We start from the raw sequence: 25803 nt of genomic DNA, 5'->3' as shown, positions 1-25803 counted from the left end.
CGCTGGTTGCATGGATCTGGAGGTGTCGCCCGCTCTAACGATTCCCGCGTCGGAGCTCGACTGGCGGTTTTCGCGTTCGTCCGGGCCAGGCGGTCAACACGTCAACACCTCGGACAGCCGCGTCCAACTCTCGTGGAACGTCAGGGACTCACTGGTACTGTCGGACAACCAACGGACCGTCCTGCTCCGGCGTCTCGGACCACGTCTCATCTCCGGGGTTGTTACCGTTGCGGCGTCCGAGCAACGCTCCCAACTGCGCAATCGCGAGATCGCGCTGACTAAACTTGCGCACCTTGTGGGAGGCGGGCTTGCCCCGGATACGCCCGCCCGGCGGGCGACTAAACCCACGCGCGGCTCGAACCGTCGCCGCCTTGCCGCCAAGGAAAGGCGGGCTGCAACGAAGCAGCAACGGAAGCGGCCATCCGCCGAGTAGCCGCCCAACTGGAACTGAAGGCGCAGCCTGACGGCGACCTCACCCTTAGCGGCCCCAACGGGAAGCTACCGATCCGCTTGATGCCGTCGGCTTAAACGCCCGCGGCAGCTTCGCCGGCTTGGAACAATAATCTAATGGAATTCAACCGGCTTCTGCAGATCCGGCGGATTTATGCGCAGCCCGCGGCCCTGGAGCTTCCCAGGGGCAAGGAAATCGTCGGGCGCTGGCCGGACGCCGACGTCGTGCTGGTCGACAACCACTGGAACATCCCCGAGGTGCACGGTGATGAGACGAACGTGCCGCGCTGGTCCCGCATCAAGACTGAATCGCTGGTGCTCGGCGTCAAGAAAGCCCTGACCGTCAAGCCCAACGGCCGGTCCGCGGACTTCATTGCGCCCTCAACCGCGAACGGCTGCGCGATGGCGTGCGCCTACTGCTACGTGCCCCGGCACAAGGGGTACAGCAACCCGGTAACCGTGTTTGCGAACATCGATCAGATTGCCCGGGTACTCGAGCGGCACGTCATACGTCAGGGCATGAAGCTGGAGCCCAACCAGTGCGACCCGGAAAGTTGGGTCTATGACATCGGTGAAAATAGCGACTGCTCCGTCGACGCGCTGATCAGCGACAACGTGGAGGACCTCGTCACTCTTTTCCGCGGCTTGCCTGCAGCCAAGCTGTCCTTCGCCACCAAGTACGTGAACCCGGCAATGCTCGGCTGGGACCATGGCGGCCACACCAGGGTCCGGTTTTCGCTGATGCCCGCGGATGTGGCGAAATCGGTCGACGTTCGGACCTCACCGGTTGCTGAACGCATGGCCGCTATCAACGACTTCGTTGATGCCGGGTATGAGGTGCACGTGAACTTCTCCCCCGTCATCATCACGGACACCTGGCTCAGGGACTGGGAGGAGCTGCTGCGCGAACTCGATGCCACCCTGACACCCGCCGCAAAGGCCCAGCTGGCGGCGGAAGTCATCTTCCTCACCCACAACGAGCGGCTCCACGAGGTCAATCTGGGATGGCACCCGCAGGCCGAGAAGATGCTGTGGCGCCCGGACCTGCAGGAATCGAAGGTCTCGTCCAACGGCTTCACCAATGTCCGCTACCGTTCAGGAACCAAGGGGCGCTATGTGCGGCAGCTGACCGCGCTTATTGAGGAAATAGCCCCATACTGCCGCATCCGCTACGCGTTCTGAAGTTCAAGGGCGCGGACCAGTCCAGCTACGCACCGGCGGGCGTAATTTATCCGCCTACCTCCTTCCCGGGCGGCAGCCGCATCGCACCGGAAACTCTATGGTCAGAACCTCCCGCCAGTTAGACTGGACCGATCATGATCGGTGCCCGTACCCGTCTTCTTGCCTGGCTCGTCGCCCTGGCGACCTTCCTCGCGGGCTGCACGACCGCGATCGGCCTCGACGGCGCCGACACTGACCGTCAGGCCCAGACTTCCGCGGCCCCGCCAGCCACGGGCGACGCCGCCCTCGCTCCGCAAGGGGCCCCTGCTTCGGTTCCCCCGCTGCCCCCGGTTCATACCCCGACGCCGGTGCCGCAGCCGTTCGCCTTCAACCTCTACCAGGAGGGCGACTTCGTGCCGCAGTACACCTTTGACTGGTGTGTTGCGGCGAGCATCCAGATCGCCCACAACCTCCTGGACGACACAGGCGGCGGCACGTGGAACGATTCCGCTCAACAGGGCGAACTCTGGGAGATGGCCCGGGCACGTTCGTCCAACTCGTTTAACGGTGCCAACCCCTACGGTTGGGCGGAGACCCTGACAGAGGTAGGGATGGGGCCATACTCCGTCGTCAGCATCGCCGACTACCAGGACGCCCTGCAGACCGCGGCGCGCGCGATCGCCGCCACGGGCCGTCCGGTCGGGCTGGTCATGTGGAGAGGTCGCCACGCGTGGGTGATGAGCGGGTTCGAGTCGCTCGGCGATCCCGGCAAGTTCCCGGAGTTCTCGGTCACAGGCGTCCGCGTCCACGATCCGCTGCACCCCCACGGCAGCGGCCAGTGGGGTCCGTCACCCGCGCCCAACAGCCTGCTCACTCCCGAGCAGTTGGCAACGCAGTTTGTGGTCCGCGAGCCGCGGCGCTGGAGCAGCCAATTGCCAACCGGCTACCTGCTGGTGCTGCCGCTCGCCCAGAACTGATCCTCTGCGTCGATGGTGATCGCGCATCCGGATGACCAGCGCACTCAGAACGCCGCAGCGATGTCTTCGACTGCCTGCGTTAGTGCCGCCATGGACGCAGGCCCGCCATGCCCTTCGTCCTCGATGACGACGAGCTGGCTTGACGCCCAACGCCGGTGCAACTGCCATGCCGTAGCGACAGGACCACTAATGTCCCGCCGGCCGTGAATGAGGTAACCGGGGATGCCGTTGAGCTCGTGGACCCGCGGGATGATCTCCTGCCCATCGACAAGGAATCCGTCATTGGCCCAGTAGTGCGTGACGAGTAGGGCGAACGCCATGCGCGCTCGCTCGTCTTCGAACAGCAGGCCGGGCCGCCAGTTGGGGTCCAGGGATATGTGGGTGGATTCCCAGCGGTCCCAGGACAGCGCCGCAAGTCGGGCGTCTTCGCGGTCCCGGCCCGCCAGCCGACGAGCGTACGCTTCCACCACGCGTTCACCGGGGATCGCGTTGGCCGCCTCCGCGAAGTCATACCAAGCTTCGGGAAAGATGCGTCCGACGTCTTCCGTGATCCACTGGATCTCTTTCCGGCTACTTGTTGTCACCGCGACCATTGCGATGCCGAGGACCCTGCTGGGATGTTCCAGGGCATACGCGAGGGCAAGCGTGCTACCCCAGGAAACGCCGGTGACGATCCACTGTTTTATGCCCAGGTGTTCTCTTACGGCTTCAATGTCTCTGAATAAGGCTTGCGTGGTGTTTTCCGGCAGGTGATTAAGGTCGTCCTGTGCGGCGGGCGTGCTCTTGCCGCAACCGCGCTGGTCCAGGCCGATGATGCGGAAGCGGTTGTGGTCGTGGCGTTTACAGTACCCGCCTTGGCTAAGGGAACCACCAGGGCCGCCGTGAAGGTAAAGGACTGGAATGCCGGCAGAGCTGCCGGTTGCTTCCCAGTAGATTCTTGCATGGGGCACGTCCACCCATCCGCTTTTGGTCATTTATTGCCCGCCTGTCACCCGCCCCACAGTTTTGGTACCGGTCGCCACGAAATCGTAAGCACCAAGGCAGCTACTTTCACATTCCTGGCACTGGCTTTACGCGGGGGCAACGAACAGCCTTCTGATTGGGGACCAGATATGAAGCAGCGGTTTAGGCTTGGCGCTGCCGCGGTGATTGCCCTCTCCCTGGCCTCATGTGCGGCGACACCAGCCAGCGAGACTACTGGGCAACAGGCCTCGCCTTCCGCGCAGCAGGAGTTGCCAACCAAACTGCTCCAAAGCGGTGGTGGTAATTCGCACCGGGCCGTCGGCCCCTGCAGAAGTAAAGTCCAGCTCGCAGGAATACTGGGATCGGACGGAGCCGGCTGCATCACCATCGAAGAGAAGGACGGCGATGATAAGGACGCTGGTTTTTTGAAAGCCAGTGTCATCCCCTAGGGCTCTTTTGCTCTTTTAGAGCCCCTACTACCGGCCCGTAGCGTAGCGCCGCGTTTTGGAGTAGGAGCATACTGGAAACGCCGCTCAAGTCGATGGACGATTGACCGTCGGGGCGGCTCCTGCACCGGCAGCTCCCGGGGAACTCTGCCGGCATCTTGGCGAAGGTGGAGGAACTACTTCCCACGCTTTGCATCCCTTAGACGGACAATATGGTCTCAGAGGGGTAGAAGATAACGATGAATCGCACCAAGACAGGGCTGCTGTCGATGGCCACCGCTGCCGTGTTTGCCATGGGACTTGCTCCCGGGACTGCGGTCGCCCATGGAGGATCCGGGCACGGGGGCTCGGACCGCAGCGACGACTGGCGGAACAATGACGATCAGCGCCGGCTGGTCAGGATTCTGCGCCACGTTACCGACGACTATCGCTGGCTCGAGAACGCGAAGGCGGACGGCTACAAGAAGATCACTGAATGCATCGAAAAGCGCGGCGTGGGAGCAATGGGCTTTCACTACGCAAAGCAGGAACTGATCGACGACAAGACCCAGGCCCGAAAGCCTGAGGTTCTTGTGTACATGCCCAATAAGTACGGACGGTACAAACTGGTAGCCGCTGAGTTTATCTCGACCGCGGCCAAGCGGCCTTCTATTGCCGGCCTCGCCTTCGAGGACGGGCCGTTCCCCGGCTCCTACGCGCTCCACGCGTGGATATGGAGGGACAACCCAGACGGCATGTTCGCAGCCTACAACCCGAACCTGCGCTGCCCGAAGTAACACCCTGCTGTCGGTCGAGTCCGGCGAGACGTCAACGCTAACCCGCACCCTGCAATAAGCAGCCCAACGCTCCTGCACCTCGCGTGCAGGAGCGATCCATTGGGGCCGGGTATGGCCAAATGGCACGCCAACGCAAACCACAGCCTCAGGGTTGTATTCCGCCATCTGTTCGAGGATGGTTTACGCGTTGAGCGGCCCGTAGTCGTTGGCGCTCGTGCGGGCTTGGGACCGGACAATGGGGGGCGCTGACTGGTGGACGGGCGACGAGAACGCCTGCGACGACCCACGCACCCATCGCTTCACATCCTCCGGGAAGGGCGTCTCTTCGCTGGTCTCGAGCAGCTTCCGATCAGCGAGGGCGATCTGACCGAGGACTTCTATGCGGCCGCCCCATGTCCTGCCTTCGACGACCGCTTCCGGTCCCACCCAGATCCATGGGTCGCTTGGCTCTCGCACCCCGAACTCGTTGAGCGCGCGGGGGTCTTCCCAGGGAACACCAAAATCCTCTGACTCACCTGGTTCCGTCAGCTCGATCACGCCGCCGTCCAAGAGTGCTGCACGTAACGAGATCAGGTGCACTTCATCGGGATGCGGTCCGGCTCCGAGATGAACCTGTGTCGAACCGCCGTAGTAGCTGTTAATTCCGAGACTCCAAAGCAGGTTGTGCAGGTTTGTGTTGTCGCTGTAACCCAGGAATGGCTTCGGATTTATGCAAGGACCTAGGTGTCAATGTGCGGGATGACTGTGATCTGGTCGTCCCCGCCGAGGGTCGCCAGGACAGCCCAATTGGTTGCATCAGGTCTCGGCTGACGGGCTGAACATGTAGCCGGGTTTCTTACAGAACGTTGTCCTCCTGTGAGGTTTCACGTCCTTCTCCCTGCTACGTTCCGTTTTGGCTGTAGGGCGGCATCCGCCGCGGGGGCAACTCTTTGATCAGCTCATTGACGGCATGGGCGACGAGGTCACGTTCGTGGGCTGACAATCCGCCGGCTGCTTTTGTCGCCAGCCGTCAGCACCGTACCCCGGCTTTAGTAGGGCCCCTACAAAATAGCTGGTGTTCCGTCCCAGTAACGTCGGCAGTACAACAGATTCCGCTTGTACAACACCGACAGGACCGCCATGAGCAACACCGACACCGCCGTCAAAAACACCCTCAGCACCGGGCGCCGCCGCTGGAACGCCACCGATCTTGGACTGATCGCAGTCTTCGCCGCCCTCGTGGCCGGCGCCGCCCTTGTGCCCGGGCTGGCGGTGAACGGCTTCGGCGTGCCCATCACCTTCCAGACCCTCGCCGTGATGCTCACCGGACTGGTGCTGGGGCCTGGAAGGGGCTTCGCCGCCGTCGGACTCTACGTCCTGCTGGGCCTGGCCGGCCTGCCCATCTTCAGCCAGGGCCGCAGCGGCCTGGGCATCCTTGCCGGCCCCTCCGCCGGCTACATCATCGCCTTCCCCATCGCCGCAGGCATCGTGGGCTGGCTGGCCACTGTAGTGATCCGCCGGACAACCAAAACCCGTGCCCTGTGGTTCTTCCTGTCCGCAACGGTTACCAGTGTGGTGTTTGTGCACTCACTGGGCATCGCAGGCATCGTCATGAACACCAAGGCCACCCTTGGACAGGCCTTCCTGAGCGACGTCGTCTTCTACCCGGGAGACGTGGTCAAGAACATCCTGGCAGCAGTCATCGCCGTCGCCCTTCACCGCGCCTTCCCGGACATCCTGGTGCGCCGCGTGCGGCGGAGCGCCACGCAGCCCGCCAAGGCTTAGGACCACCCGCCATGCCCGCCATCACCTTCGACCAGGTAACAGTCGCAGTAGAAACGGATCACAGCGCAGAACCGAAAGTCCTCCTGGACGCGGTCAAGCTGAAGCTCGAAGAGAGGCGCGTCGGCGTCATCGGCGCCAATGGCTCCGGGAAGTCCACATTGTTGCGCCTGGTCAATGGCCTCGTGCAGCCCACCGCCGGCAGGGTCTCGGTCGGCGGCGACGACACAGTCCGGGCCGTCCGGAACGTCCGCCGGAACGTCGGCTTTGTCTTCACCGATCCCCTGTCCCAGCTGGTGATGCCCACGGGCCGGGAGGACGTGGAGCTCTCGCTCCGCCGCTCCATCAAGAACGGCACGGACCGGCGCAACGCGGCCGAAACCGCTTTGAAGCGGCTGGGGCTTCTGCACCTGGCCGACCAAAGCATCTACGAACTGTCCGGCGGCGAACGGCAGCTTGTGGCACTGGCCGCTGTGCTCGCGGTGGAGCCCGCCGTGCTGGTGCTGGATGAGCCGTCCACCCTCCTGGACCTGCGCAACCGGGAACTCCTTCGCAGGACCCTGTCCGGGCTGGGCCAGCAGATCATCATGTCCACCCACGACCTTGACCTCGCCCTGGAGATGGACCGGGTGCTGGTCATCGAGAAGGGGAAAGTCGTGTTCGACGGCGGCCCGGCGGAGGCTGTGGCAGCGTACCGCGCCTTGTGCATGGGCGGCCTTCACGCCTCAGAGCCAGGCACCCGATGAGGGGCCACGGTTTCCTCCTGGCCAACTACGTGGCGGGCAACTCACCGGTTCACCGATCGCCTCTGCCGCTGAAGTTCCTCCTCGTCTTCGGCTGCGGTTTGGCCTCCTTCATCATTCAGGACTGGCGCATCTCCGCCGCGGTACTTGCAGGGCTCGTCGGCCTTTTCCTGGTGACCGGCGCCGGCCTGAAACGGCTCTGGACCGCCGTCCGCCCGCTCGCGGCAGTCCTGATGGTGATCGGGCTCTTCCAGTGGTGGCAGCTGGGTGCACCCACGGCGGCCCGGATCGTCCTGAACATCCTCGTCTGCGTGGTTGCAGCGTCGCTGCTCACCGCCACCACGCCGGTGCAGCGGCTCCTGGACGGAGTGGCCAACGCGGCAGGTCCGTTCAAAAGGTTCGGCGCGGATCCCGAGCGGTTCGCCCTCACCATCGGCATTATGCTCCGGAGCATCCCCTACATCGCCGGCACCTTCGCTGATGTCCGGGACTCAGCAAAGGCCCGGGGGCTGGAGCGCAATCCCCGGGCACTGATCCTGCCGGTGTTCATCACCTCCGTGGCCTTTGCCCGGCAGACGGGCGAGGCGCTCGCCGCCCGCGGTCTGGGCGAAGCGGAAGACTAAGGCCTCGGGAAACTTAGAGCCGCTCGTACTGCAGCAAGGCTGCGGTACCCATGCCCCCGGCGATACTGATCATGGCCAGGGCCCGGCTCCCCGTCGTTCCGCTCCTCCGCGCCTGCGCCAGCAGGCGGGTCACCAGGACGGCACCCGATGCGCCGTACGCGTGGCCCAAAGCCAGCGCCCCGCCGTCGGGATTCACCAACTCCGCGTCAATCCCCAGCTCGTCAAGGCAGGCGAGGGTCTGCGACGCAAACGCCTCATTGAATTCCACCAGGTCCAGCTCGTCCGCTGCCATGCCCGCGGCAGCAAGCACGTGTCTCGCTGCGGAGGCGGCTCCAACACCGAGTAGTTCCGGCTCCACCCCCGCCGTCCCCGTGCCCAGCACCAGCATGCCGTCCGGGATCCCCAGGTCCCGTGCCCGCTGGAGTGACGTGATCACGACGGCGGAGGCGGCATCCGCGTCAAAGCAGGAGTTTCCCGCGGTGACAGTTCCCCCGGCCACGAACGCGGGCGGGAACCGTGCCATCACGGCAGCAGTCAGACCGCGCCGCGGCCCGTCGTCCGCGCCTACAGTCCCGGCGCCGGTCTCCAGCGGAACCAGTTCGTCGTCGAAACGCCCGGCCTCTGCGGCGGCAAGAGCCAAGCCGTGGCTGCGCAGGGCGAACGCATCCTGCCGGTCCCTGCCGACCCCAAACTTCCGCGCCACCGTTTCGGCCGCCACACCCATATCCGGGTCGCCAAACCTGTCCGGCGCAAACTGTGCCCGCGCATAAAACTCCGGACCGCCGTCATCATTCCGGTGCGCGCGCAGCGGTGCAGTGCTTGTGCTTTCCACTCCCCCGGCCAAATACAAAGGGTTGCCGCCGGCGGCAACCAGCCCGGCGGCCAGGACTATCGCGTCCAGGCCCGAGCCGCACTGCCGGTCAACGGTGAGGCCGGGCACGCTCACCGGAAAGCCGGCCTCCAGCAGTGCAAGCCGCGCCACGTTTCCGCCCCCGCCCACGGCATTGCCGATCACCACGTCGGTGACAGAACCCGGCCCCAGCCCAGGGCCCGCCACGAGCTCCCGGAGCACCGGCGCCAGAAGCTGATGGGCCCGGAGCTTCCGCAAAGCGCCGTTGCTGCGGCATACAGGAGTACGGCGGGCCGCGACGATGACAGGCTGGCGGTCCGGCGGAAGGAGCTCAGGCGCCAAGGTTCCGGATCCTGTGGTCTCCCAAGCTGATCCAGTCCAGCAGTAAGTTCCGGCTGACCTTGCCGCGGTCCGTCGTGGGCACTTCGGTGATGGCGAAGAACTGAAGCGGCCATTTGTCCCGGGCCAAAATGTTCTCCAGTCCCGACTTCAATTGGGTGGCAGTAACAGCACCGGCGGACGGAACAATGCCGGCCACTACCCGCTGGCCCCGAAGGTCGTCCGGCATTCCGGCTGCGACGGCAGCGGCGACGCCGGGCACGGCGGCCAGTGCCAGTTCAACCTCGTGCGGGTAGACGTTTTTCCCGGCAGTGAGGATCATGTCCGCACGGCGCCCCAGGATGTGCAGCTCCCCCGCCTCAAGGTAGCCCTGGTCCCCCACGGTGAACCAGCCGTCGAAAGACCTCAGGGCCTGGCCGTCATCGCCCCAAAGATAGCCGTTGCTGACCATCGCACTCTGCACGCAGATATTCCCTGCGGCCCCGTCAGGGAGGGGTTCCCCCACATCGTCCAGGATCCTTACCTCCACGCCGGGAAAGGGCCGGCCGATGCCAGTCCCGCCCGCCGCCGCGGCTTCACCAGGAGGCAGGCCGGTCCCGGAAACAAAGCTCAGCTCCGAGGCGCCGTAGTACTCGAATATGGTGGCGTTGGGGGCCCAGCGGCGTGCAGCTTCAAGGGTGCGCGCGTCCAGCTTCGAGCCGGCGCAGATGATGGTGCGCACGCCGGAGGCGTCCACGCATCCCGTCATTCCACGCTCGCTCAGCATCCTCAACATGGTGGGCACCAGCACGAGGCGTGTGACGCGGTCGTGCGTGATGGCCGCATGGACATCGCCGACGTCGAACGTTTCGAGGGTCTGGAATTCGGAGCCCGCGTAGAGGCACTCAGCAAGCGCGTAGAGGTTCAGGCTTGCGGCCAGCGGTCCAGGCGCCAGCGTCACATCGTCCGGTCGGAGCCCAAAGAACTGTATTGAAGCGTCAAAGGATTCCTGCCAGGACCGCCGGGACCGCGTGAAGGCCTTCGGGACGGAGGTGGTGCCGGATGTAAGGCCGATGAGGAAGGTGGCCTCGGGTAAGCCGTCGGCCAAGTCGTCGTCCGGGGACACCGGCGCGGGCTGCGCGAATGACTCGGCCCGCCGGACAATGTCGTCCTGCAGCGGAACCGGCCAGGTGGGATCAAGGACGGCACACTGGCGCCCGCCAGCCACCGCCGCGGCGAACCTGACGGCGAAATTCACCGAGTTGGCCTCGCAGAGCGAGGTGATGGCTTTGGTGTTGGGGACCAGGCAGGCTGCGGAGTCGCGCAGCTCCGCCCAGCAGAGGCGGTTACCGGCGACCACGACGGCGGTGTCGTGCGGCCGTTCTTCGGCCCAGCGCTGGATTCGGTTGAGGAAGGGCACCGGATCAACTTTACCGGCCGGCACCGCTTGAGATTCAGGTCCATGGGTAATGTGACTTCATGAGTTTCAATGACAATGTGCCGCTGGATCCGTCGCAGGTCCAGGACCGGCGCGGGATGGGCCGCGGCGTGAAGGTGGGCGGCGGCATCGGCGGCGGGCTCATCCTGCTCATCGCCACGCTCCTGGGCGTGAATCCGCAGCTTTTGGAGGGGTTGGCCGGAGCCGGACAGGAGCCGCAAACGCAGGGCACTGCACCCGCCTGCAAAACCGGTGCTGACGCCGACGCCCGGGTGGACTGCCGCATCACCGGCACCGTGAACAGCCTGAATGCTTTCTGGCCTGCCTATCTGCAGCAGTACAACGTGGAGTACCCGCAACCGGAAACAGTTATCTTCGAGCAGGGCGTCAGCACAGGCTGCGGCGCAGCTTCCAGCGCAGTGGGACCTTTCTACTGCCCGGCCGACACCACCGCATACTTTGATCCCGGCTTCTTCCAGGAACTTGTGGACCGCTTCGGTTCCTCGGGCGGGCCGCTTGCCCAGGAGTACGTGGTGGCCCACGAGTTCGGGCATCACATCCAGAACGTGCTGGGGAACCTTGACCGGGCACAGCAGGATCCGCAGGGCCCTCAGTCCGGTGCCGTGCGTGTTGAACTTCAGGCCGACTGCTACGCGGGACTGTGGGCAAGGCACGCATCCACCCAGCCCGGGCCGGCAGGCCAGCCGTTCCTGGAGGCACTCACGCAGCAGGACCTGAACGACGCACTGTCCGCAGCTTCTGCGGTGGGTGATGACCGGATCCAGAAGGCAGCCACCGGCCGGGTCTCCCCCGAGGCCTGGACCCACGGCTCCAGCGAGCAGCGCCAGCGGTGGTTCTACCAGGGCTACAACACCGGCGACATCAACAAGTGCGACACCTTCTCCGCACCTAGCCTTTGAGGCGGGAGGGAGCGGCAACGACGACGGCCGGTCACCTTTCCTGGGAAAGGTAACCGGCCGGCGTCGTACTTAAGCTTCTTAGATGTTGAAGCCGAGGGCCCGCATCTGGTCCTTGCCGTCGTCGGTGATCCGTTCCGGACCCCAAGGCGGCATCCAGACCCAGTTCAGGCGCCAGTCGTCAACAACGCCGTCCAGGGCCTGGCCCACCTGCTCCTCGAGGACATCGGTGAGCGGGCAGGCGGCGGTGGTCAGGGTCATGTCGATCAGCAGCGCGCCGTCGTCATCGGAGTACTTCAGGCCGTAGAGCAGGCCGAGGTCCACAATGTTGACGCCGAGCTCAGGATCGATGACATCCTTCAGCGCCTCTTCGATGTCCTCGAGGCTCGTGCGGGACGCGTCGATTTCGGTCATGGCGAAAGTCCTTACTAGGCCTGTGCGGCGACGGGTGCAGCGGCGGCGCCGGCGCCCTTCGCGTAGCGGTCGTAGCCTTCTTCTTCCAGGCGGTCGGCCAGCTCGGGGCCACCTTCCTCAACAACCTGGCCGTCCACGAACACGTGTACGAAGTCAGGCTTGATGTAGCGCAGGATCCGCGTGTAGTGGGTAATGAGCAGCGTGCCCATCTTGCCCTCGGCGTGGGCACGGTTGACGCCCTCGGACACAACCTTCAGCGCGTCAACGTCCAGGCCGGAGTCGGTCTCGTCCAGAATCGCGAACTTGGGCTTGAAGAGTTCCAGCTGCAGGATTTCCACCCGCTTCTTCTCGCCGCCGGAGAAGCCTTCGTTCACGTTGCGCTGTGCGAAGTCGGCGTCGATGCGGAGCTGCTCCATGGCAGCCTTGACGTCCTTGGTCCAGGTGCGCAGCTTGGGGGCTTCGCCGTCGATGGCGGTCTTGGCGGTGCGCAGGAAGTTGGTCATGCTGACGCCGGGGACCTCCACCGGGTACTGCATGGCCAGGAAAACGCCGGCGCGGGCGCGCTCGTCAACGCTCATCTCCAGGACGTCTTCGCCGTCCAGGGTGATGGAGCCGCTGGTCACGTTGTAGCGCGGGTGGCCTGCGATGGTGGAGGCCAGCGTGGACTTGCCGGAGCCGTTGGGGCCCATGATGGCGTGGGTTTCGCCGGTCCGGATGGTCAGGCTGACGCCCTTCAGGATTTCCTTGGTGCCCTGCTCCGTCTCAATGCTGACGTGCAGGTCCTTGATCTCAAGAGTAGACATGTGTCTTGTTCTCCTCTGCACCGGGCCTGGCGGCTTCGGTGCGGTCTCTGTCTGGAAGTTGGTTCGTAATTCTGTGGTGCTAGCTGAAGTTGGGGGCTTCGGCGCCGTTGAGGATGTTGGTGAAATCCACATAGACCTCGTCACCCCGGATCTCGACGGCGAACACCGGAACGGGATCGTAGGCCGGCAGCTGCAGCGGTTCCCCGCTGCGCAGGTCGAACTGGGAGCCGTGGCCCCAGCACTCGATGGCGCAGCCCTCAACTTCGCCCTCGGACAGGGAAATGTCCGCGTGCGAGCAGGTGTCACCGATTGCGTGGATCTCCCCCATGGAATCCTTGACGATCGCCACAGGGTAGTCGTCGATCAGGATCCGCAGTGCCTGCTTCAGCTGGATTTCATCCACCTTGCAGACAAGCTCGCCCTTTGGCTGGTCAGTCATCTTTAAGCCCGTGCCCCGTTACCTCTAGTTGTCCGTCAGTGCGAGTTCATGCTCAACAGCCTCGGTCAGGCGCTCCTCGATGGAGGGGACCTTGATCTGCTGGATGATCTCGTTCAGGAAGCCGCGGACCACCAGCCGGCGGGCAACATCCTCCGGGATGCCGCGGGCCATCAGGTAGAACAGGTGCTCGTCATCCATCCGGCCGGTGGCGCTGGCGTGGCCGGCACCCTCGATCAGCCCGGTCTCGATTTCGAGGTTGGGCACGGAATCGGCGCGGGCGCCATCGGTCAACAGCAGGTTGCGGTTGGCCTCGTAGGTGTCGGTGCCCTCTGCTTCCTTGCGGATCAGGACGTCACCAACCCAGACAGCGTGGGCGTTGCGGCCCTGCAGTGCGCCCTTGTAGAGCACGTTGGACTTGCAGTTGGGCACTGCGTGGTCCACAAACAGTCGCTGCTCCAGGTGCTGGCCGGCGTCGGCGAAGTACAGGCCGAACAGCTCGGCCTCGCCGCCGGGGGCGGTGAAGCGTGCCGACGGCGTGACGCGGACCAGGTCGCCGCCGAGGCTGACCATCACGTGCTTGAGCTTGGCGTCGCGGCCGATCTTTGCCTGCTGGGAGGAGGCGTGGACGGCGTCGTCGTTCCATTCCTGAAGGGAGACAACCGTCAGGCTGGCACCGTCTTCCACGATGATCTCAACGTTTTCCGATACAACGGCGGATCCCCTGTGGTTCAGGACCACAACTGCCTTGGAGAACTTTTCCGCCACGATCACGAGGTGCTGGGCGGCTGCCTCGAGGGACGTGCCTTCGATGTCGACGGAGATCTCCGTCAGGGCTTCGAACTCAGCCGGGATGGTGACGACGGTGGCCCCGGCGAAGTTTTCCCAGGCGTTGGCTGACACGCGGTCCTCGGGGATACCGGCGGTACCAATCCGTTGGTCGTCGCGGTTGACGCTTTCCACGGTGATCTGCTCGGGACCGGTGACCACCACGGTGGGTGCCGCGCCGGAGAGGACCTCGGAGTGCAGGCCGCGGAGGCGTTTCAGCGGGGTAAAGCGCCAGTCTTCCTCCATGCCGGTGAGCGGCTTGAAGTCGGCAAGCTTGTAGGAGGTCAGCCGGCCGGCGCGTGAGCTGTCCGGGATGCCGACGCCGCCGCCGTGGGAGTGGCTCTTGGCCGAAGCACCCGCAAGCGGTGCCTTGGAGCCGGCGTTGATCGGCGAGAGGCTCTCGCCTTCTTCCGTGAAGCCGTCGATGAACGGCTGGGCTGAGGGCGCGCCGATGCGTGCCTTTTCAGTAGTGATTTCAGTCATCGTTATCCGACGGACCCTTCCATCTGCAGTTCAATCAGGCGGTTCAGCTCAAGTGCGTACTCCATGGGGAGCTCGCGGGCGATGGGCTCGATGAAGCCGCGGACGATCATCGCCATGGCTTCGTCTTCGCGCATGCCGCGGGACATCAGGTAGAAGAGCTGCTCTTCGCTGACCCGCGAAACAGTTGCCTCGTGGCCCATCACAACGTCGTCCTCGCGGATGTCGATGTACGGGTAGGTGTCCGAGCGGCTGATGGTGTCAACCAGGAGCGCGTCGCAGCGGACGGTGTTGGCGGAGTGCTTGGCGCCTTCGCGGACCTGCACCAGGCCGCGGTAAGCGGCACGGCCGCCGCCGCGGGCCACCGATTTGGAGATGATGGAGCTCTTGGTGTTCGGCGCGATGTGGACCATCTTGGAGCCGGTGTCCTGGTGCTGGCCTTCGCCGGCGAAAGCGATGGACAAGGTTTCGCCCTTGGCGTGCTCGCCCACGAGGTAAACGGCCGGGTATTTCATGGTGACCTTGGAGCCGATGTTGCCATCGACCCACTCCATGGTGGCGCCTTCTTCGCAGATGGCGCGCTTGGTCACCAGGTTGTACACGTTGGTGGACCAGTTCTGGATGGTGGTGTAACGGACCCGGGCGCCCTTTTTCACGATGATTTCCACCACGGCAGAGTGCAGCGAGTCCGAGGTGTAGATCGGCGCCGTGCAGCCTTCGATGTAGTGGACGTAGGAGTCCTCGTCCGCGATGATCAGGGTCCGCTCGAACTGGCCCATGTTCTCGGTGTTGATACGGAAGTATGCCTGCAGCGGGATGTCCACGTGGACGCCCTTCGGGACGTACACGAAGGAGCCGCCGGACCAGACGGCCGTGTTCAGGGAAGCGAACTTGTTGTCGCCCACCGGAATGACGGTGCCGAAGTATTCCTGGAAGATCTCCGGGTGCTCGCGCAGCGCGGTATCGGTATCCAGGAAGATGACGCCCTGGGCCTCGAGGTCCTCACGGATCTGGTGGTAGACAACCTCGGACTCGTACTGTGCGGCCACGCCGGAAACCAGGCGGCTGCGCTCAGCTTCCGGGATGCCCAGCTTCTCATACGTGTTCCGGATGTCCTCGGGCAGGTCTTCCCACGTGGCGGCCTGCTTCTCGGTGGACCGGACGAAGTACTTGATGTTGTCGAAGTCAATGCCGGAGAGGTCTGCACCCCAGGTGGGCATGGGCTTGCGGTCGAAGTACTTCAGGCCCTTGAGCCGAAGGTCGAGCATCCACTCGGGTTCGCTCTTTTTGTCCGAGATGTCACGGACCACTTCGTCATTAATGCCGCGGCGGGCGTTGGCGCCGACGTCGTTCTTGTCGGACCAGCCGTACTCGTAGGTTCCGATGCCGTGGAGCTCGGGATTCTTTTCGAGAATCTCCGAGATCACAGTGTTTTCGGCTACCGCTTTCTCTGATAGTTGGTCCGTCATCACGGCCTTTCTTGCTGATGGTTGGTTACTTCATTCAGGCTGGCGGGGGCTGCCGGGGGCCTCGCGGGCTCCTGGGCAGACAGCCTGCCTGTGGGTATGTGGGTAGTGCAGACGTGTCCGCCGCGGGCCAGTGTGGAGAGGCGGCGGACGTCCACGCCTACCAGCCTCGAGAACACTTCGGTCTCTACGTCGCAAAACACGGGAAACCGGGCGGCGAGCTGCTGGATGGGGCAGTGCCCCTGGCAGAGCTGCACGCTGGACAGGGCCGCCGGCAGTGGTGGCTTGGCCTCGATGGAAGCTGCGGAGGCTACGAAGTTGTCGCGGCTGAGGGCGTCCGCCAAGGCTTTGGCGCGATCGGTGATATTCGGACCCGCCGCGTCGATTTCCGGCGCGTACCGGCGTTCGATTTCAGAGAAGCGTGCGACGGCGAAGGCCCGCACGGCGTCCGGGCCAGCCACTTTTTGCAGCTGCTGGAGCGCGAGGGCGGCGATGTCCAGGTAGTCGTTGCCAAGGCTGGACTGGCCCTGGGAGCTGAGGACGTAGCGACGTGCGGGACGGCCTGCCCCGGCGCCGGACTTCGCCACGCGCTTGACTTCAATAACGCCGGCACGGGATAAATGGTCCAGGTGCCGCCGTACGGCCGCCGGCGTGAATCCCAGCAGGTCGCCGAGTTCAGCGGCGCTGACAGGCCCGTGTTCCAGGACGGCCGCGAGGACACGGTCCCGGGTGCGCTCATCGGCGTCAGCCACCGGACCGGCGGCCACAGGACCACGGTCTGCGGGAGCCTGGAAGGCTCCGTGCCCGGCAAAAGGCACAGCAGTAGCATTGCTCATGGAATACACAACACAATCATGTCCTAATTTAGTCCCCCGCTCCAGTAAGGGCAGGCTGACCTACCAGGCCAGTCGAGGGACATCGAAAAATACTACATCCCGTAGAATACTGGGGTGCGATCCCCCCAATCCCCGGTTCTGTCCATCAGCGGGCTAGTTAAGGATGTAGGTCCGCTTGCCAGCCTGGACGGAAAAATGCTCCGGGTGGTGAGCGGCGTTTCCCTCGTCGCCGAACGCGGGCAGGTCACCGCCCTGCTGGGCGCCAACGGCGCCGGGAAAACCACCACACTTGAATGTGCCCAGGGCCTTCAAAAGCGAAGCGGCGGCACCATCTCTCTCTTGGGCCAGGACCCGGCAGCAGCAGGGGCGGAGCTGCGCTCACGCGTGGGTGTAATGCTTCAGGACGGCGGGCTGCCGCCGTCGTCCAGGCCCGTACCCTTGCTGCGGCATATTGCCGGACTCTACGCACAGCCCTGGCCTGTGGAAGACCTGATTGAGCGGCTGGGCATCGGCGCGTTCAGCCGGACCACCGTCCGCCGGCTGTCCGGAGGACAAAAGCAACGGCTCGCCCTTGCCGCCGCTTTGATCGGCCGGCCCGAAGTCCTGTTCCTTGACGAGCCCAGCGCCGGCCTGGACCCGCAGTCCCGCCAACTGGTGTTCGACCTGATCCGCGAACTGCGCGATGCCGGGATGGGCATCATCCTCACCACGCACCTGATGGACGACGCCCAGCGGCTGGCCGACTACGTTTACATCATCGACGGCGGCCGGAACGTCGCCGAGGGAACTGTCCAGGAACTGCTCCGGCACAACCCCGCAATGGAAGCGGGGGCTGACCACATCCGGACGCTCGAATTCGAGGCTGCTGCAGGGTTGGATTTCGACGGCGTCCTGCCGGACAGCATCGCAATTGCCGAGACCCGCGCCGGCAGTTACTGCATTACGGGCAGCCTGACGCCCGCCCACCTCGCAGCACTGGCCAGCTGGTGGGAAACACACAACATCATGCCTGCTTCCATGAGCCTGCAGGCGCGTAGCCTTGAAGACGTCTTTCTGGATATCTCGGGAAAGGACATCCGATGAACGGGCCAGCGTCCGGCGCTGCAGGCGCCACCCCAGGGCGCACTCCAGTCGCCGCTTTGGGTGGAGTGTCGGGCACGCAAGAGCCGGCGTCGCTGCTGCGGCGCGTCCTGCTTCAGGGCAAGTATGAGGCCCTGGCCATGCTCCGAAACGGCGAGCAGCTGATCCTGGCAGTAGTCCTGCCTCTCCTGGCGCTTGTCGGCCTGACAGTGACGCCGTTCCTGGACGGAATGGGCGGCACCCGCATCGACGTCGCCGTTCCCGGGATCCTCGCCCTGTGCGCCATGTCCACAGCGTTCACCGGCCAGGGCATCGCCACCGGGTTCGACCGGCGTTATGGCGTACTCCGCTTCCTCTCCACCACTCCCCTTGGCCGCGGCGGCTTGGTCGCCGGCAAAGCGCTGTCGGTCCTGGCCGTACTCTGCCTGCAGGTGGCCGTCGTCAGTGCAGTAGCCCTCTCCCTGGGTTGGCGGCCGCTGGCAGCCGGCTGGATTCCCGGCCTCCTCCTCCTTGCGCTGGGCGCCGCCGCCTTCACCGCCCTGGGCCTCCTGGTGGCCGGCACCGTCCGGCCCGAAGCCACACTGGCCATCACCAACCTGCTCTGGATCCTGCTGGGCGCCCTTGGCGGAATCGTGCTGCCGGCGGAACGCCTGCCTGCCGCCGCCCAGGAGTTGGTGCAGTTCCTGCCCTCCGGAGCACTCGGTGAATCCCTCCGCGAGGCTTTCCTTGCCGGCACGCTGAATGGCGGCGCCGCCCTCATCCTGCTGCTTTGGACCGTCTTTGCCGGGGCAGCAGCCATCCGTTGGTTTAAGTGGAATTGAGATATCCGTGAGCACGGCCGCACGCCTCCCCCAGTTCGTTAACCGCTTGTCGTCCCGGCTGCCCCGTTCCGTTGACGTCCGGGTACGCCGCCTCGCGGTTGCCTCCCTGATCGGCCAGACCCTCCTGGTGGTCACCGGCGGGGCGGTGCGGCTGACCGCATCCGGCCTGGGTTGCCCTACCTGGCCGCGCTGCACGGACACTTCGCTGGTGAACACCCCGGAAATGGGCATCCACGGTTTCATCGAATTCGGCAACCGGCTCCTTACCTTCGCCCTTGCCGCCGTCGCAGCCCTGATGCTGGTGTACCTGTGGAACCTCCGCAAAGAGCGCAAGGACCTTTTCCTGCTGGCATTGGGTCTTCTCGCCAGCATCCCCGCGCAGGCAGTGATCGGCGGCATTACGGTCCTGACCAACCTCAACCCGTGGGTGGTGGGACTGCACTTCCTGGTCTCCATGGCGCTGGTAGTGTTCGCCACGCTGCTGGTGAACCGCGCCTTCGGCCGGACCGGCCGGTTCCGCACTGCCTCCCACGCTGCCCTGCCGGGCGTCATGCGTCCGGTGACGGCCGCCGTCGCGCTCTCCTCCACCCTCGCCGTGATGCTGGGCGTGGTGGTGACCGGGGCCGGACCCCATGCAGGTGATGCCGATGCCCCCCGGAACGGCCTGGACTGGGACCTGTTCTCCCACATCCACGCCGTCCCGGCGTACCTGGTGACGGCCGGCACGGTGGTGGCACTCGCACTGGTGTTCCTACGCCGGATCAAGGGGCCCTTCCGCGCCGCCATCCTGGGACTCCTCGCCGTCACGCTCCTTCAGGCCGTGATCGGCTTCACGCAGTATTACAACGGCATTCCGGCACTGCTGGTAGCGGCCCACATGCTCGGCGCCGCGCTGCTGATGGTGGCGGCAACCAACGCCTGGGACATCGCCCGGTCCAGCCCGGTGGAATAGCCCTACCGATACTCCAAACGCCAAGCGCCCCGGTTCGTGACGAACCGGGGCGCTTGTGTGTTTGGCGGCAGTTGCCTGCGGATCGGGCTGCAGCTCAGCCTGCGGGGAAGGACCTGAGTACGGTTTGTTCGGGGCCTAGGAACTGGATGCCGGCCGGTTCCACCAACAACACCCGGGCCGTGGCGATGTCGTAGAAAAGGCCGGTTGCCTGCACGCTGCCGTTGGCGAGTGCCGGGCCCACCACCGGATGGCTTTCGAGTTTGCCCAGCTGTACGGCCACGTTGACCATTGCCAACTGGTCCTGCCGGCCGTACCCGGCGGCTGCGGCCGCCGACGCCACGGGATGTTCCGTCAGCAGCTCGCGATAGCTTGGCCGTGCATGGTTCAGCCAGGCGTCGAATCCGGCACCAAGCGACGGGTTTCCCTTGCCGTTGGCGTCATCGATCAGCGCTTTCATGGCACCGCAGTTGGAGTGCCCGCAGATGACGATCGAATCAACATTCAGCCCGTTCACCGCAAAGGACAGGGCGGAGTCGATCGAGGCGTCCTGGCCATCGTGGCACACCACGTTGCCGATGTTCCGCAAGGTCAACAGGTCACCCGGGCCGCTGCTGGTGATCAGGTTTGGGTTCACGCGCGAGTCCACGCAGGCTACGAACAGGGTGTCCGGGTTCTGGCCGTTTGCCAGGTCCTGGACCAGGGGACGTACCTGGTCGGCGAAGCGACGGTGGTACTTGTCAATGCCGCTCAGCAGCGACCGCAGCGGCGGGGAACCCTTTCCTGCCGGGTCCAGCGCCTGGTCCCCGGCGTCGTCCCCCGGCCGCTGCGCGTCCCGGAGGTGCGCTTCCTGTGCCGACTGCCATGAGGTCCTCGGCGGCAGCGGAAGCTCCCTTGCGTCCTGGCGTTTGGGCGGTTGGTGGGCCGCATCCTGCAAGAGCGTATTTCCGTGTTCCTCGAGGCGCACCGTTCCGCCTGCTGCCTCATACTGCTGCTGCCAGGCGAGCAGGGCCTCGCGGAAGGCGTGGTCCAGGTAGTCCGCGTTCACCTCCACCGTCACGGCCGTTTCTGCCGGAACGGCATGCAGGACACGATTGAGCCGCGGCAGGGCGAAAAAGCTGCAGGATCCGGCGATGGTGACGCGCCAGGGGTCCGACGGCGAGACGGGCCGGTGGGAGTGGACGGCAGCGCGCAGCACCCGCCACAGCACACTGGCCGCGGCAAGCGCCAGGCCGATCATGACGCCTTCGAGCAGGTTCAGGAACACCACGCAGAGGAGGGTCACAACGTAGATCAGAAGGTCGCCCGTGCGGAGGCTGGTCCGGATATCGGCCACCTTGATCAGGCGCGCGCCGATCACCACCAGCAAGCCAGCGAGGACGGACAGGGGGATCAGCTGGATCAGTCCGGCAAAGAGGGCGGAGAAGGCCAGGACCCAGACGCCGTGCAGGACCGCTGACATCCGGGTGGCCGCGCCGGCCTCCACGTTGGTGGCACTGCGGACAATGACGCCGGTAACGGGCAGTCCGCCCAGCGAGCCGGAAACAATATTGGCCGCGCCCTGGCCCACCAGCTCGCGGTTCAGGTTGGTGCGGGGGCCGCTCTGCATCTTGTCCACAGCCACGGCGGACAGCAACGACTCGATGCTGGCGATCAGCGCCATCGAAATGACGGCGAACGCGACGGCGCGCCAGTTGCCCTCAGGCAGCTGCGGCAACGCGACGGCGTCGAAAATTGACCCGGTGAAGGAGATGCGCTCAACTCCCGGGGCGAAGGCAACAGAAAGTGCAGTGCCCGCGGCGACGGCGGCCAGCGGCCCGGGAACACGGCGCACCGCAGCCGGAAGGTGCTTCCACCCGAGGAGGATCACGACGACGGTCAGCCCGAGCAGTGCGGAGTGAAGTTCGACGTTGGTAATGGCTCCCGGAAGGGTGATCAGGTTCTCGAGGGCCGAGCCGGCCGGCTGGCCGCCCAGCAGGACCTGGATCTGCTGGAGGATGATGGTGATGCCGATGCCTGCCAGCATTGCCTTCACCACGACGGGTGATACGGCAAGCGCGGCCCGCCCCACGCGGCTGATGCCAAGCAGCAGCTGGACGACACCAGCCGCAGCGGTAATCGCGCAGGTGACCTGCCAACCGAACTCCTGCACCAGCCCGGCGACGACGACGGTAAGACCTGCGGCAGGTCCGCTCACCTGGAGCGGCGACCCGCCCAGGCTGCCTGCCACGATGCCGCCCACGGCCGCGGCGATCAGGCCGGCCATGATGGGCGCGCCGGACGCCGCCGCGATACCCAGCGACAGGGGCAGGGCGACGAGGAACACAACGAGTGAAGCCGGAATATCAGCGCCGGGATGGCCAAGGAAGGCGGGACGCTGGAGCCCGTACGGGTATCCGCGGCGGGAACCAGGGGGCGGACTGTGGCTGGGTGCTGGAACGGTGGAAGGATCATTTGCCTGTGCCATGGGTTTCCTTTGCTCGCGGGCAGGATCCACCCCACAGTAACCAGACCGCCTTACACGGTGACAGGATAAGTGATCAACGTGACATATGTGTCATATGAGATGTCAACTGTCTGCGCGCGGTGGCTCTCCCTTCGGGCTTCGTTTAACCGACAAGCCTCCCCCGGCAGAGGCCGGGAGAGGCTTGGAGTCCGAAAGGCGGCGAAGCTACCCCGCCATGACCGCCGGCCCGATGAACGGATCAACCGCGAGGGCAATAAAGAGCAGGGTGAGGTAGCTGATGGAGCCGTGGAAGACCTTCATGGCCCGCTTGTCGGTGATGTCCTCGCGGTGGGCCCGGCTGTAAAGGGAGTGCGACTCGTACAGGAACCATGCCCCCGCCAGCACGGCAGTCACCGTATAAACCCAGCCCGCACCGCCGGCCGGAACCATCAACAGGGAGCAGGCCACCATGGCCCACGCGTACAAAACCACCTGAACTGAAACCACCTTGGCGCCGGCGATGGCTCCCAGCATGGGGACCTTGGCGTTGCGGTAGTCCTCGCCGTAGCGCATGGACAGCGGCCAGTAATGGGGCGGGGTCCAAAGGAAGATCACCATAAAGAGGATGACGGCGGGCCACTCCACGGAATTGGTGACAGCAGCCCAGGCGATCAGCACCGGGAAGCAGCCTGCCGCGCCGCCCCAGACAATGTTCTGCGCGGTCCGCCGCTTGAGGATGATCGTGTAGATCACCACGTAGAAGAAGATGGCGCCCAACCCCAGCCATGCGGACAACGGATTGGCACCGAACCAGAGGATGGCGATGGCGGCCGCGCCCAAAAGCCAGGAGAAGATCAGCGCTTCACGCGGCGTGACTTCACCGGTCACCAGCGGCCGGTTTTCGGTGCGGTGCATCAGCTTGTCGATGTCGCGGTCGATGTAGCAGTTGAAAGCGCCGGCGCTGCCCGCGGCGAAGGCACCGCCCACGAGGGTTGCCAGGATCAGCCCGATGGACGGGAACCCGCGCTCCGCATAAATCATGGTGGGCAGCGTGCTTACCAGCAGCAGCTCAATGACGCGGGGCTTGGTGAGGGCGAGATACGCCTTGGCCTTACGGGCAATCCCGGCTTTTGAAGCCCGGGATGCGTTCAGCGGCATATCTGTTGTGCTCACGGTGGCAGTCACCCGTTCTGTTGGCAGTTCTGTCTGGCTGTCCAGCTGTGTCATGCGGCCCGCCCCTGCGGGCGGCGGCGGAACCGGAATTAGTGATCCGCGCCATGGCCGGGAGTTCGGGACGCTGAAAAGGTCCGTTACCCGGCATCGGCCTCCAAATATCATACCGTGCCGACCCCTTCCCAACGGCCCGCCTTTTGGTGCTGGTGATCGCTCGCGCTCCGATTCGAGCAGATTAACTCAGCCTCACTTCAGACGGATTCACATAAGCCGAAATTGCGTCCACAACGTGAGATTTGAGCAGCCCAAGAAGTGGAATGGAGCTAAGCTGTCACCAGATCAGCACGCAGCAGGGAAGCAGTGGAAAACGCATTCCCGGACTGGCCAGTGGCTGAGTGGAAAGATCAACGTTTCGATGGTGAACGGCTGGTACACACCGCAGCGGGCGCCTTACGGCGTGCCTTTGGACGGATCCGGTGTGCCGCCCGCCATCAGCACAGAGAGGGGCCCGGTTTTCGTGCCACATTTGGAAGAGCAAGAACTGTCTTGGACCAGCCTGGACGAGCGCGCGGTGGATACCATCCGCGTGCTCGCTGCAGATGCAGTGGAGAAGGTGGGCAACGGCCACCCCGGGACGGCGATGAGCCTGGCGCCTGCCGCATACCTTCTATTCCAGAAGCTGATGCGCCACGATCCGCGCAACCCTGATTGGCTGGGCCGTGACCGTTTCGTCCTGTCGCCGGGCCACACTTCGCTCACCCTTTACATCCAGCTGTTCCTCTCCGGCTACGGCCTGGAGCTGAAGGACCTGGAAGCGCTGCGCACCTGGGGTTCACTGACCCCGGGCCACCCCGAGTACAAGCACACCGCCGGCGTGGAAATCACCACCGGCCCGCTGGGCCAGGGCCTTGCGTCGTCCGTCGGCTTCGCGTACTCCCAGCGCCGGATGCGCGGCCTCTTCGACGCCGACGCCCCGGCCGGCGAGTCGCCCTTCGACCACACCATCTGGGTCATTGCCTCCGACGGCGACCTCCAGGAAGGCGTCACGGCCGAGGCTTCCTCGCTGGCCGGCCACCAGGAACTGGGCAACCTCGTTGTTGTCTACGATGAGAACCACATCTCCATCGAGGACGATACCGACATCGCCTTCACCGAGGATGTCCTGAAGCGCTACGAAGCGTACGGCTGGCACGTCCAGCGTGTGGACTGGACCAAAACCGGCGAATACAAGGAAGACGTCCAGGAGCTCTACTCCGCACTCCTCGCCGCCAAGGCTGAGACCTCCAAACCGTCCATCGTATCGCTGCGCACCATCATCGGCTACCCGGCCCCCAAGAAGCAGAACACCGGCAAGATCCACGGTTCAGCACTCGGTGCCGAGGAAGTCGCAGCCCTGAAGGAGGTGCTGGGCTTTGACCCGGCCAAGTCCTTCGACGTTGACCAGGACGTCCTGGCCCACGCCCGCGCCGTGGTGGACCGCGGTGCTGCCGCCCGCAAGGAGTGGGAAGAGTCCTTCAACGCCTGGCAGGCGGCCAACCCCGAAGGCGCAGCCCTGCTGCAGCGCATCGAGGCCAAGGAACTGCCGAACGATGTTGACGCCGCCCTTCCGGTCTTCCCCGCCGGCAAGGACGTCTCCACTCGTGCAGCGTCAGGCAAGGTCCTCAACGCCCTCGGCCCGGTCCTGCCCGAACTGTGGGGCGGTTCCGCGGACCTCGCCGAGTCCAACAACACCACCATCGAGGGCTCGCCGTCGTTCGTTCCGGCGTCCAAGCAGACCGACGCGTGGAAGGGCAACCCGTACGGCCGGGTCCTGCACTTCGGTATCCGCGAGCACGCTGCCGCGTCGATCGTGAACGGCATCAGCCTGCACGGCCGCACGCGTGCGTTCTCCGGCACGTTCCTGATCTTCAGCGACTACCAGCGCCCGGCCATCCGCCTCGGCGCGCTGATGGGCGTCCCGTCGCTGTACGTCTGGACACACGACTCCATCGGCCTGGGCGAGGACGGCCCCACCCACCAGCCGGTGGAGCAGCTGGCCACCCTGCGCGCCATCGTGGGCCTGGACGTTGTCCGCCCCGGTGATGCCAACGAAGTAGCCGTTGCCTGGAAGACGATGCTGGAAAACCACAGCAACCCGGCCGGCATTGTGCTGACCCGCCAGAACATCCCCACCTGGGAGCGCGGCGAAGGCGTAGCCGACGGCGACACGTTCGGTTCGGTGGCCGGCGTCGCCAAGGGTGCCTACGTCCTGGCCGAAGCCGCCAAGGACGGCGTCACCGTCCCGGCCGACGTCATCCTCATCGGCACCGGTTCCGAGGTCCAGCTGGCCGTCCAGGCCCGCGAAGCCCTGCAGGCCGAAGGCATCGCAGCCCGCGTTGTCTCGATGCCCTGCGTTGAGTGGTTCAACAAGCAGGACGCCGCCTACCGCGAGTCCGTGCTGCCTGCCGCCGTCAGGGCCCGCGTCTCCGTCGAGGCAGGACTGTCTCTGGGCTGGAAGGAATTCGTCGGCGACGCCGGCCGTTCCATCAGCCTTGAGCACTACGGCGCTTCCGCCGACTACAAGCGCCTCTTCCAGGAGTTCGGCATCACCGCGGAAGCAGTTGCCGCGGCCGCCAAGGACTCCCTCGCAGGCCTCCAGGCCTAAACCA

General features: G+C 65.1%; 24 protein-coding genes. 12 read left to right on the top strand and 12 right to left on the bottom strand.

From position 1 onward, the window contains the following. The first annotated feature begins 10 nt into the window (after nt 1-10). The 3 genes from arfB (at nt 11) to M1E07_RS10550 (ending at nt 2588) form a co-directional block, all read left to right on the top strand. Nucleotides 11-433 (top strand): alternative ribosome rescue aminoacyl-tRNA hydrolase ArfB, encoded by a 423-nt coding sequence (gene arfB / locus M1E07_RS10560; protein ID WP_461190150.1) that lies wholly within the window; start codon nt 11-13, stop codon nt 431-433. Nucleotides 434-567: 134 nt separating this feature from the next. Then, nucleotides 568-1632 carry a spore photoproduct lyase family protein gene (locus tag M1E07_RS10555; RefSeq protein WP_461190149.1) on the top strand — a complete coding sequence of 355 codons (1065 nt, stop codon included), beginning with the start codon at nt 568-570 and terminating at the stop codon, nt 1630-1632. 134 nt (nt 1633-1766) lie between these two features. Continuing rightward, the gene (locus M1E07_RS10550) at nt 1767-2588 is read left to right on the top strand and encodes a hypothetical protein (protein ID WP_461190148.1); all 822 of its coding nucleotides are present in this window, start codon (nt 1767-1769) and stop codon (nt 2586-2588) included. 44 nt (nt 2589-2632) lie between these two features. Here M1E07_RS10550 and M1E07_RS10545 read toward each other — a convergent pair whose 3' ends face one another. Continuing rightward, nucleotides 2633-3562, bottom strand: coding sequence for an alpha/beta fold hydrolase (locus tag M1E07_RS10545; RefSeq protein WP_461190147.1), 930 nt, complete (start codon nt 3560-3562; stop codon nt 2633-2635). A gap of 674 nt (nt 3563-4236) precedes the next feature. Here M1E07_RS10545 and M1E07_RS10540 point away from each other — a divergent pair. After that, nucleotides 4237-4773 carry a hypothetical protein gene (locus M1E07_RS10540; RefSeq protein WP_461190146.1) on the top strand — a complete coding sequence of 179 codons (537 nt, stop codon included), beginning with the start codon at nt 4237-4239 and terminating at the stop codon, nt 4771-4773. A gap of 180 nt (nt 4774-4953) precedes the next feature. On the opposite strand, the gene M1E07_RS10535 is transcribed toward M1E07_RS10540, so the two are convergent. Next, nucleotides 4954-5229, bottom strand: a complete 276-nt coding sequence (locus M1E07_RS10535) for a hypothetical protein (protein ID WP_461190145.1) — start codon at nt 5227-5229, stop codon at nt 4954-4956. A gap of 663 nt (nt 5230-5892) precedes the next feature. Between M1E07_RS10535 and M1E07_RS10530 the strand changes: the two genes are divergently transcribed. From M1E07_RS10530 to M1E07_RS10520, 3 genes are read left to right on the top strand one after another with little or no spacing between them, the layout of a single operon-like run. Next, nucleotides 5893-6537, top strand: a complete 645-nt coding sequence (locus M1E07_RS10530; RefSeq protein WP_461190144.1) for a biotin transporter BioY — start codon at nt 5893-5895, stop codon at nt 6535-6537. Between the two features lie 11 nt (nt 6538-6548). Further along, nucleotides 6549-7280: an energy-coupling factor ABC transporter ATP-binding protein gene (locus M1E07_RS10525; protein ID WP_461190143.1), complete on the top strand. Its 732-nt coding sequence runs from the start codon at nt 6549-6551 to the stop codon at nt 7278-7280. After that, entirely contained in the window at nt 7277-7900 is a 624-nt protein-coding gene (locus M1E07_RS10520; RefSeq protein ID WP_461190142.1) for an energy-coupling factor transporter transmembrane component T family protein, read from the top strand. The genes M1E07_RS10525 and M1E07_RS10520 overlap by 4 nt, the downstream gene beginning before the upstream one ends. 13 nt (nt 7901-7913) lie before the next feature. On the opposite strand, the gene M1E07_RS10515 is transcribed toward M1E07_RS10520, so the two are convergent. After that, entirely contained in the window at nt 7914-9092 is a 1179-nt protein-coding gene (locus M1E07_RS10515; protein ID WP_461190141.1) for a thiolase family protein, read from the bottom strand. Next, complete coding sequence (locus tag M1E07_RS10510) at nt 9082-10488, bottom strand: class I adenylate-forming enzyme family protein (protein WP_461190376.1); 1407 nt, start codon at nt 10486-10488, stop codon at nt 9082-9084. Before M1E07_RS10510 ends, M1E07_RS10515 begins: the two co-directional genes overlap by 11 nt. Nucleotides 10489-10547: 59 nt before the next feature. Here M1E07_RS10510 and ypfJ point away from each other — a divergent pair, with 59 nt between their 5' ends. Beyond that, nucleotides 10548-11426 carry a KPN_02809 family neutral zinc metallopeptidase gene (gene ypfJ, locus M1E07_RS10505; RefSeq protein ID WP_461190140.1) on the top strand — a complete coding sequence of 293 codons (879 nt, stop codon included), beginning with the start codon at nt 10548-10550 and terminating at the stop codon, nt 11424-11426. 78 nt (nt 11427-11504) lie between these two features. On the opposite strand, the gene M1E07_RS10500 is transcribed toward ypfJ, so the two are convergent. From M1E07_RS10500 to M1E07_RS10475, 6 genes are all read right to left on the bottom strand, one after another. Then, nucleotides 11505-11837 carry a metal-sulfur cluster assembly factor gene (locus M1E07_RS10500; RefSeq protein ID WP_163163566.1) on the bottom strand — a complete coding sequence of 111 codons (333 nt, stop codon included), beginning with the start codon at nt 11835-11837 and terminating at the stop codon, nt 11505-11507. A gap of 14 nt (nt 11838-11851) precedes the next feature. After that, complete coding sequence (sufC, locus tag M1E07_RS10495) at nt 11852-12640, bottom strand: Fe-S cluster assembly ATPase SufC (protein ID WP_163163564.1); 789 nt, start codon at nt 12638-12640, stop codon at nt 11852-11854. 79 nt (nt 12641-12719) lie between these two features. Then, nucleotides 12720-13079, bottom strand: coding sequence for a non-heme iron oxygenase ferredoxin subunit (locus M1E07_RS10490; protein WP_163163562.1), 360 nt, complete (start codon nt 13077-13079; stop codon nt 12720-12722). A gap of 24 nt (nt 13080-13103) precedes the next feature. After that, entirely contained in the window at nt 13104-14387 is a 1284-nt protein-coding gene (sufD, locus tag M1E07_RS10485; RefSeq protein ID WP_461190139.1) for a Fe-S cluster assembly protein SufD, read from the bottom strand. Between the two features lie 2 nt (nt 14388-14389). Next, nucleotides 14390-15853, bottom strand: coding sequence for a Fe-S cluster assembly protein SufB (gene sufB, locus M1E07_RS10480; RefSeq protein WP_461190138.1), 1464 nt, complete (start codon nt 15851-15853; stop codon nt 14390-14392). Next, entirely contained in the window at nt 15853-16686 is an 834-nt protein-coding gene (locus M1E07_RS10475) for a helix-turn-helix transcriptional regulator (protein ID WP_461190137.1), read from the bottom strand. The genes sufB and M1E07_RS10475 overlap by 1 nt, the downstream gene beginning before the upstream one ends. Nucleotides 16687-16800: 114 nt before the next feature. Between M1E07_RS10475 and M1E07_RS10470 the strand changes: the two genes are divergently transcribed. Genes M1E07_RS10470 through M1E07_RS10460 form a run of 3 tightly spaced genes read left to right on the top strand, consistent with a single transcriptional unit; the run spans nt 16801 to nt 19539 of the window. Then, complete coding sequence (locus tag M1E07_RS10470; protein WP_461190136.1) at nt 16801-17769, top strand: ABC transporter ATP-binding protein; 969 nt, start codon at nt 16801-16803, stop codon at nt 17767-17769. Next, nucleotides 17766-18587, top strand: a complete 822-nt coding sequence (locus tag M1E07_RS10465; protein WP_461190135.1) for an ABC transporter permease — start codon at nt 17766-17768, stop codon at nt 18585-18587. Before M1E07_RS10470 ends, M1E07_RS10465 begins: the two co-directional genes overlap by 4 nt. 7 nt (nt 18588-18594) lie before the next feature. Beyond that, on the top strand, nt 18595-19539 hold the full coding sequence (locus tag M1E07_RS10460; protein WP_461190134.1) for a COX15/CtaA family protein: 945 nt from the start codon (nt 18595-18597) through the stop codon (nt 19537-19539). Between the two features lie 94 nt (nt 19540-19633). Here M1E07_RS10460 and M1E07_RS10455 read toward each other — a convergent pair whose 3' ends face one another. Next, the gene (locus M1E07_RS10455; RefSeq protein ID WP_461190133.1) at nt 19634-22003 is read right to left on the bottom strand and encodes a SulP family inorganic anion transporter; all 2370 of its coding nucleotides are present in this window, start codon (nt 22001-22003) and stop codon (nt 19634-19636) included. A 204-nt stretch (nt 22004-22207) separates the two neighbouring features. Next, on the bottom strand, nt 22208-23167 hold the full coding sequence (locus M1E07_RS10450) for a heme o synthase (protein WP_461190375.1): 960 nt from the start codon (nt 23165-23167) through the stop codon (nt 22208-22210). A 514-nt stretch (nt 23168-23681) separates the two neighbouring features. Between M1E07_RS10450 and tkt the strand changes: the two genes are divergently transcribed. After that, nucleotides 23682-25799, top strand: coding sequence for a transketolase (tkt, locus tag M1E07_RS10445; protein ID WP_461190374.1), 2118 nt, complete (start codon nt 23682-23684; stop codon nt 25797-25799). Nucleotides 25800-25803 lie beyond the last annotated feature (4 nt).

The organism is Arthrobacter sp. Z4-13, from assembly GCF_054792705.1.
Note: the sequence above shows the minus strand (reverse complement) of the source record. Positions and strands in the feature narration are given on the sequence as shown.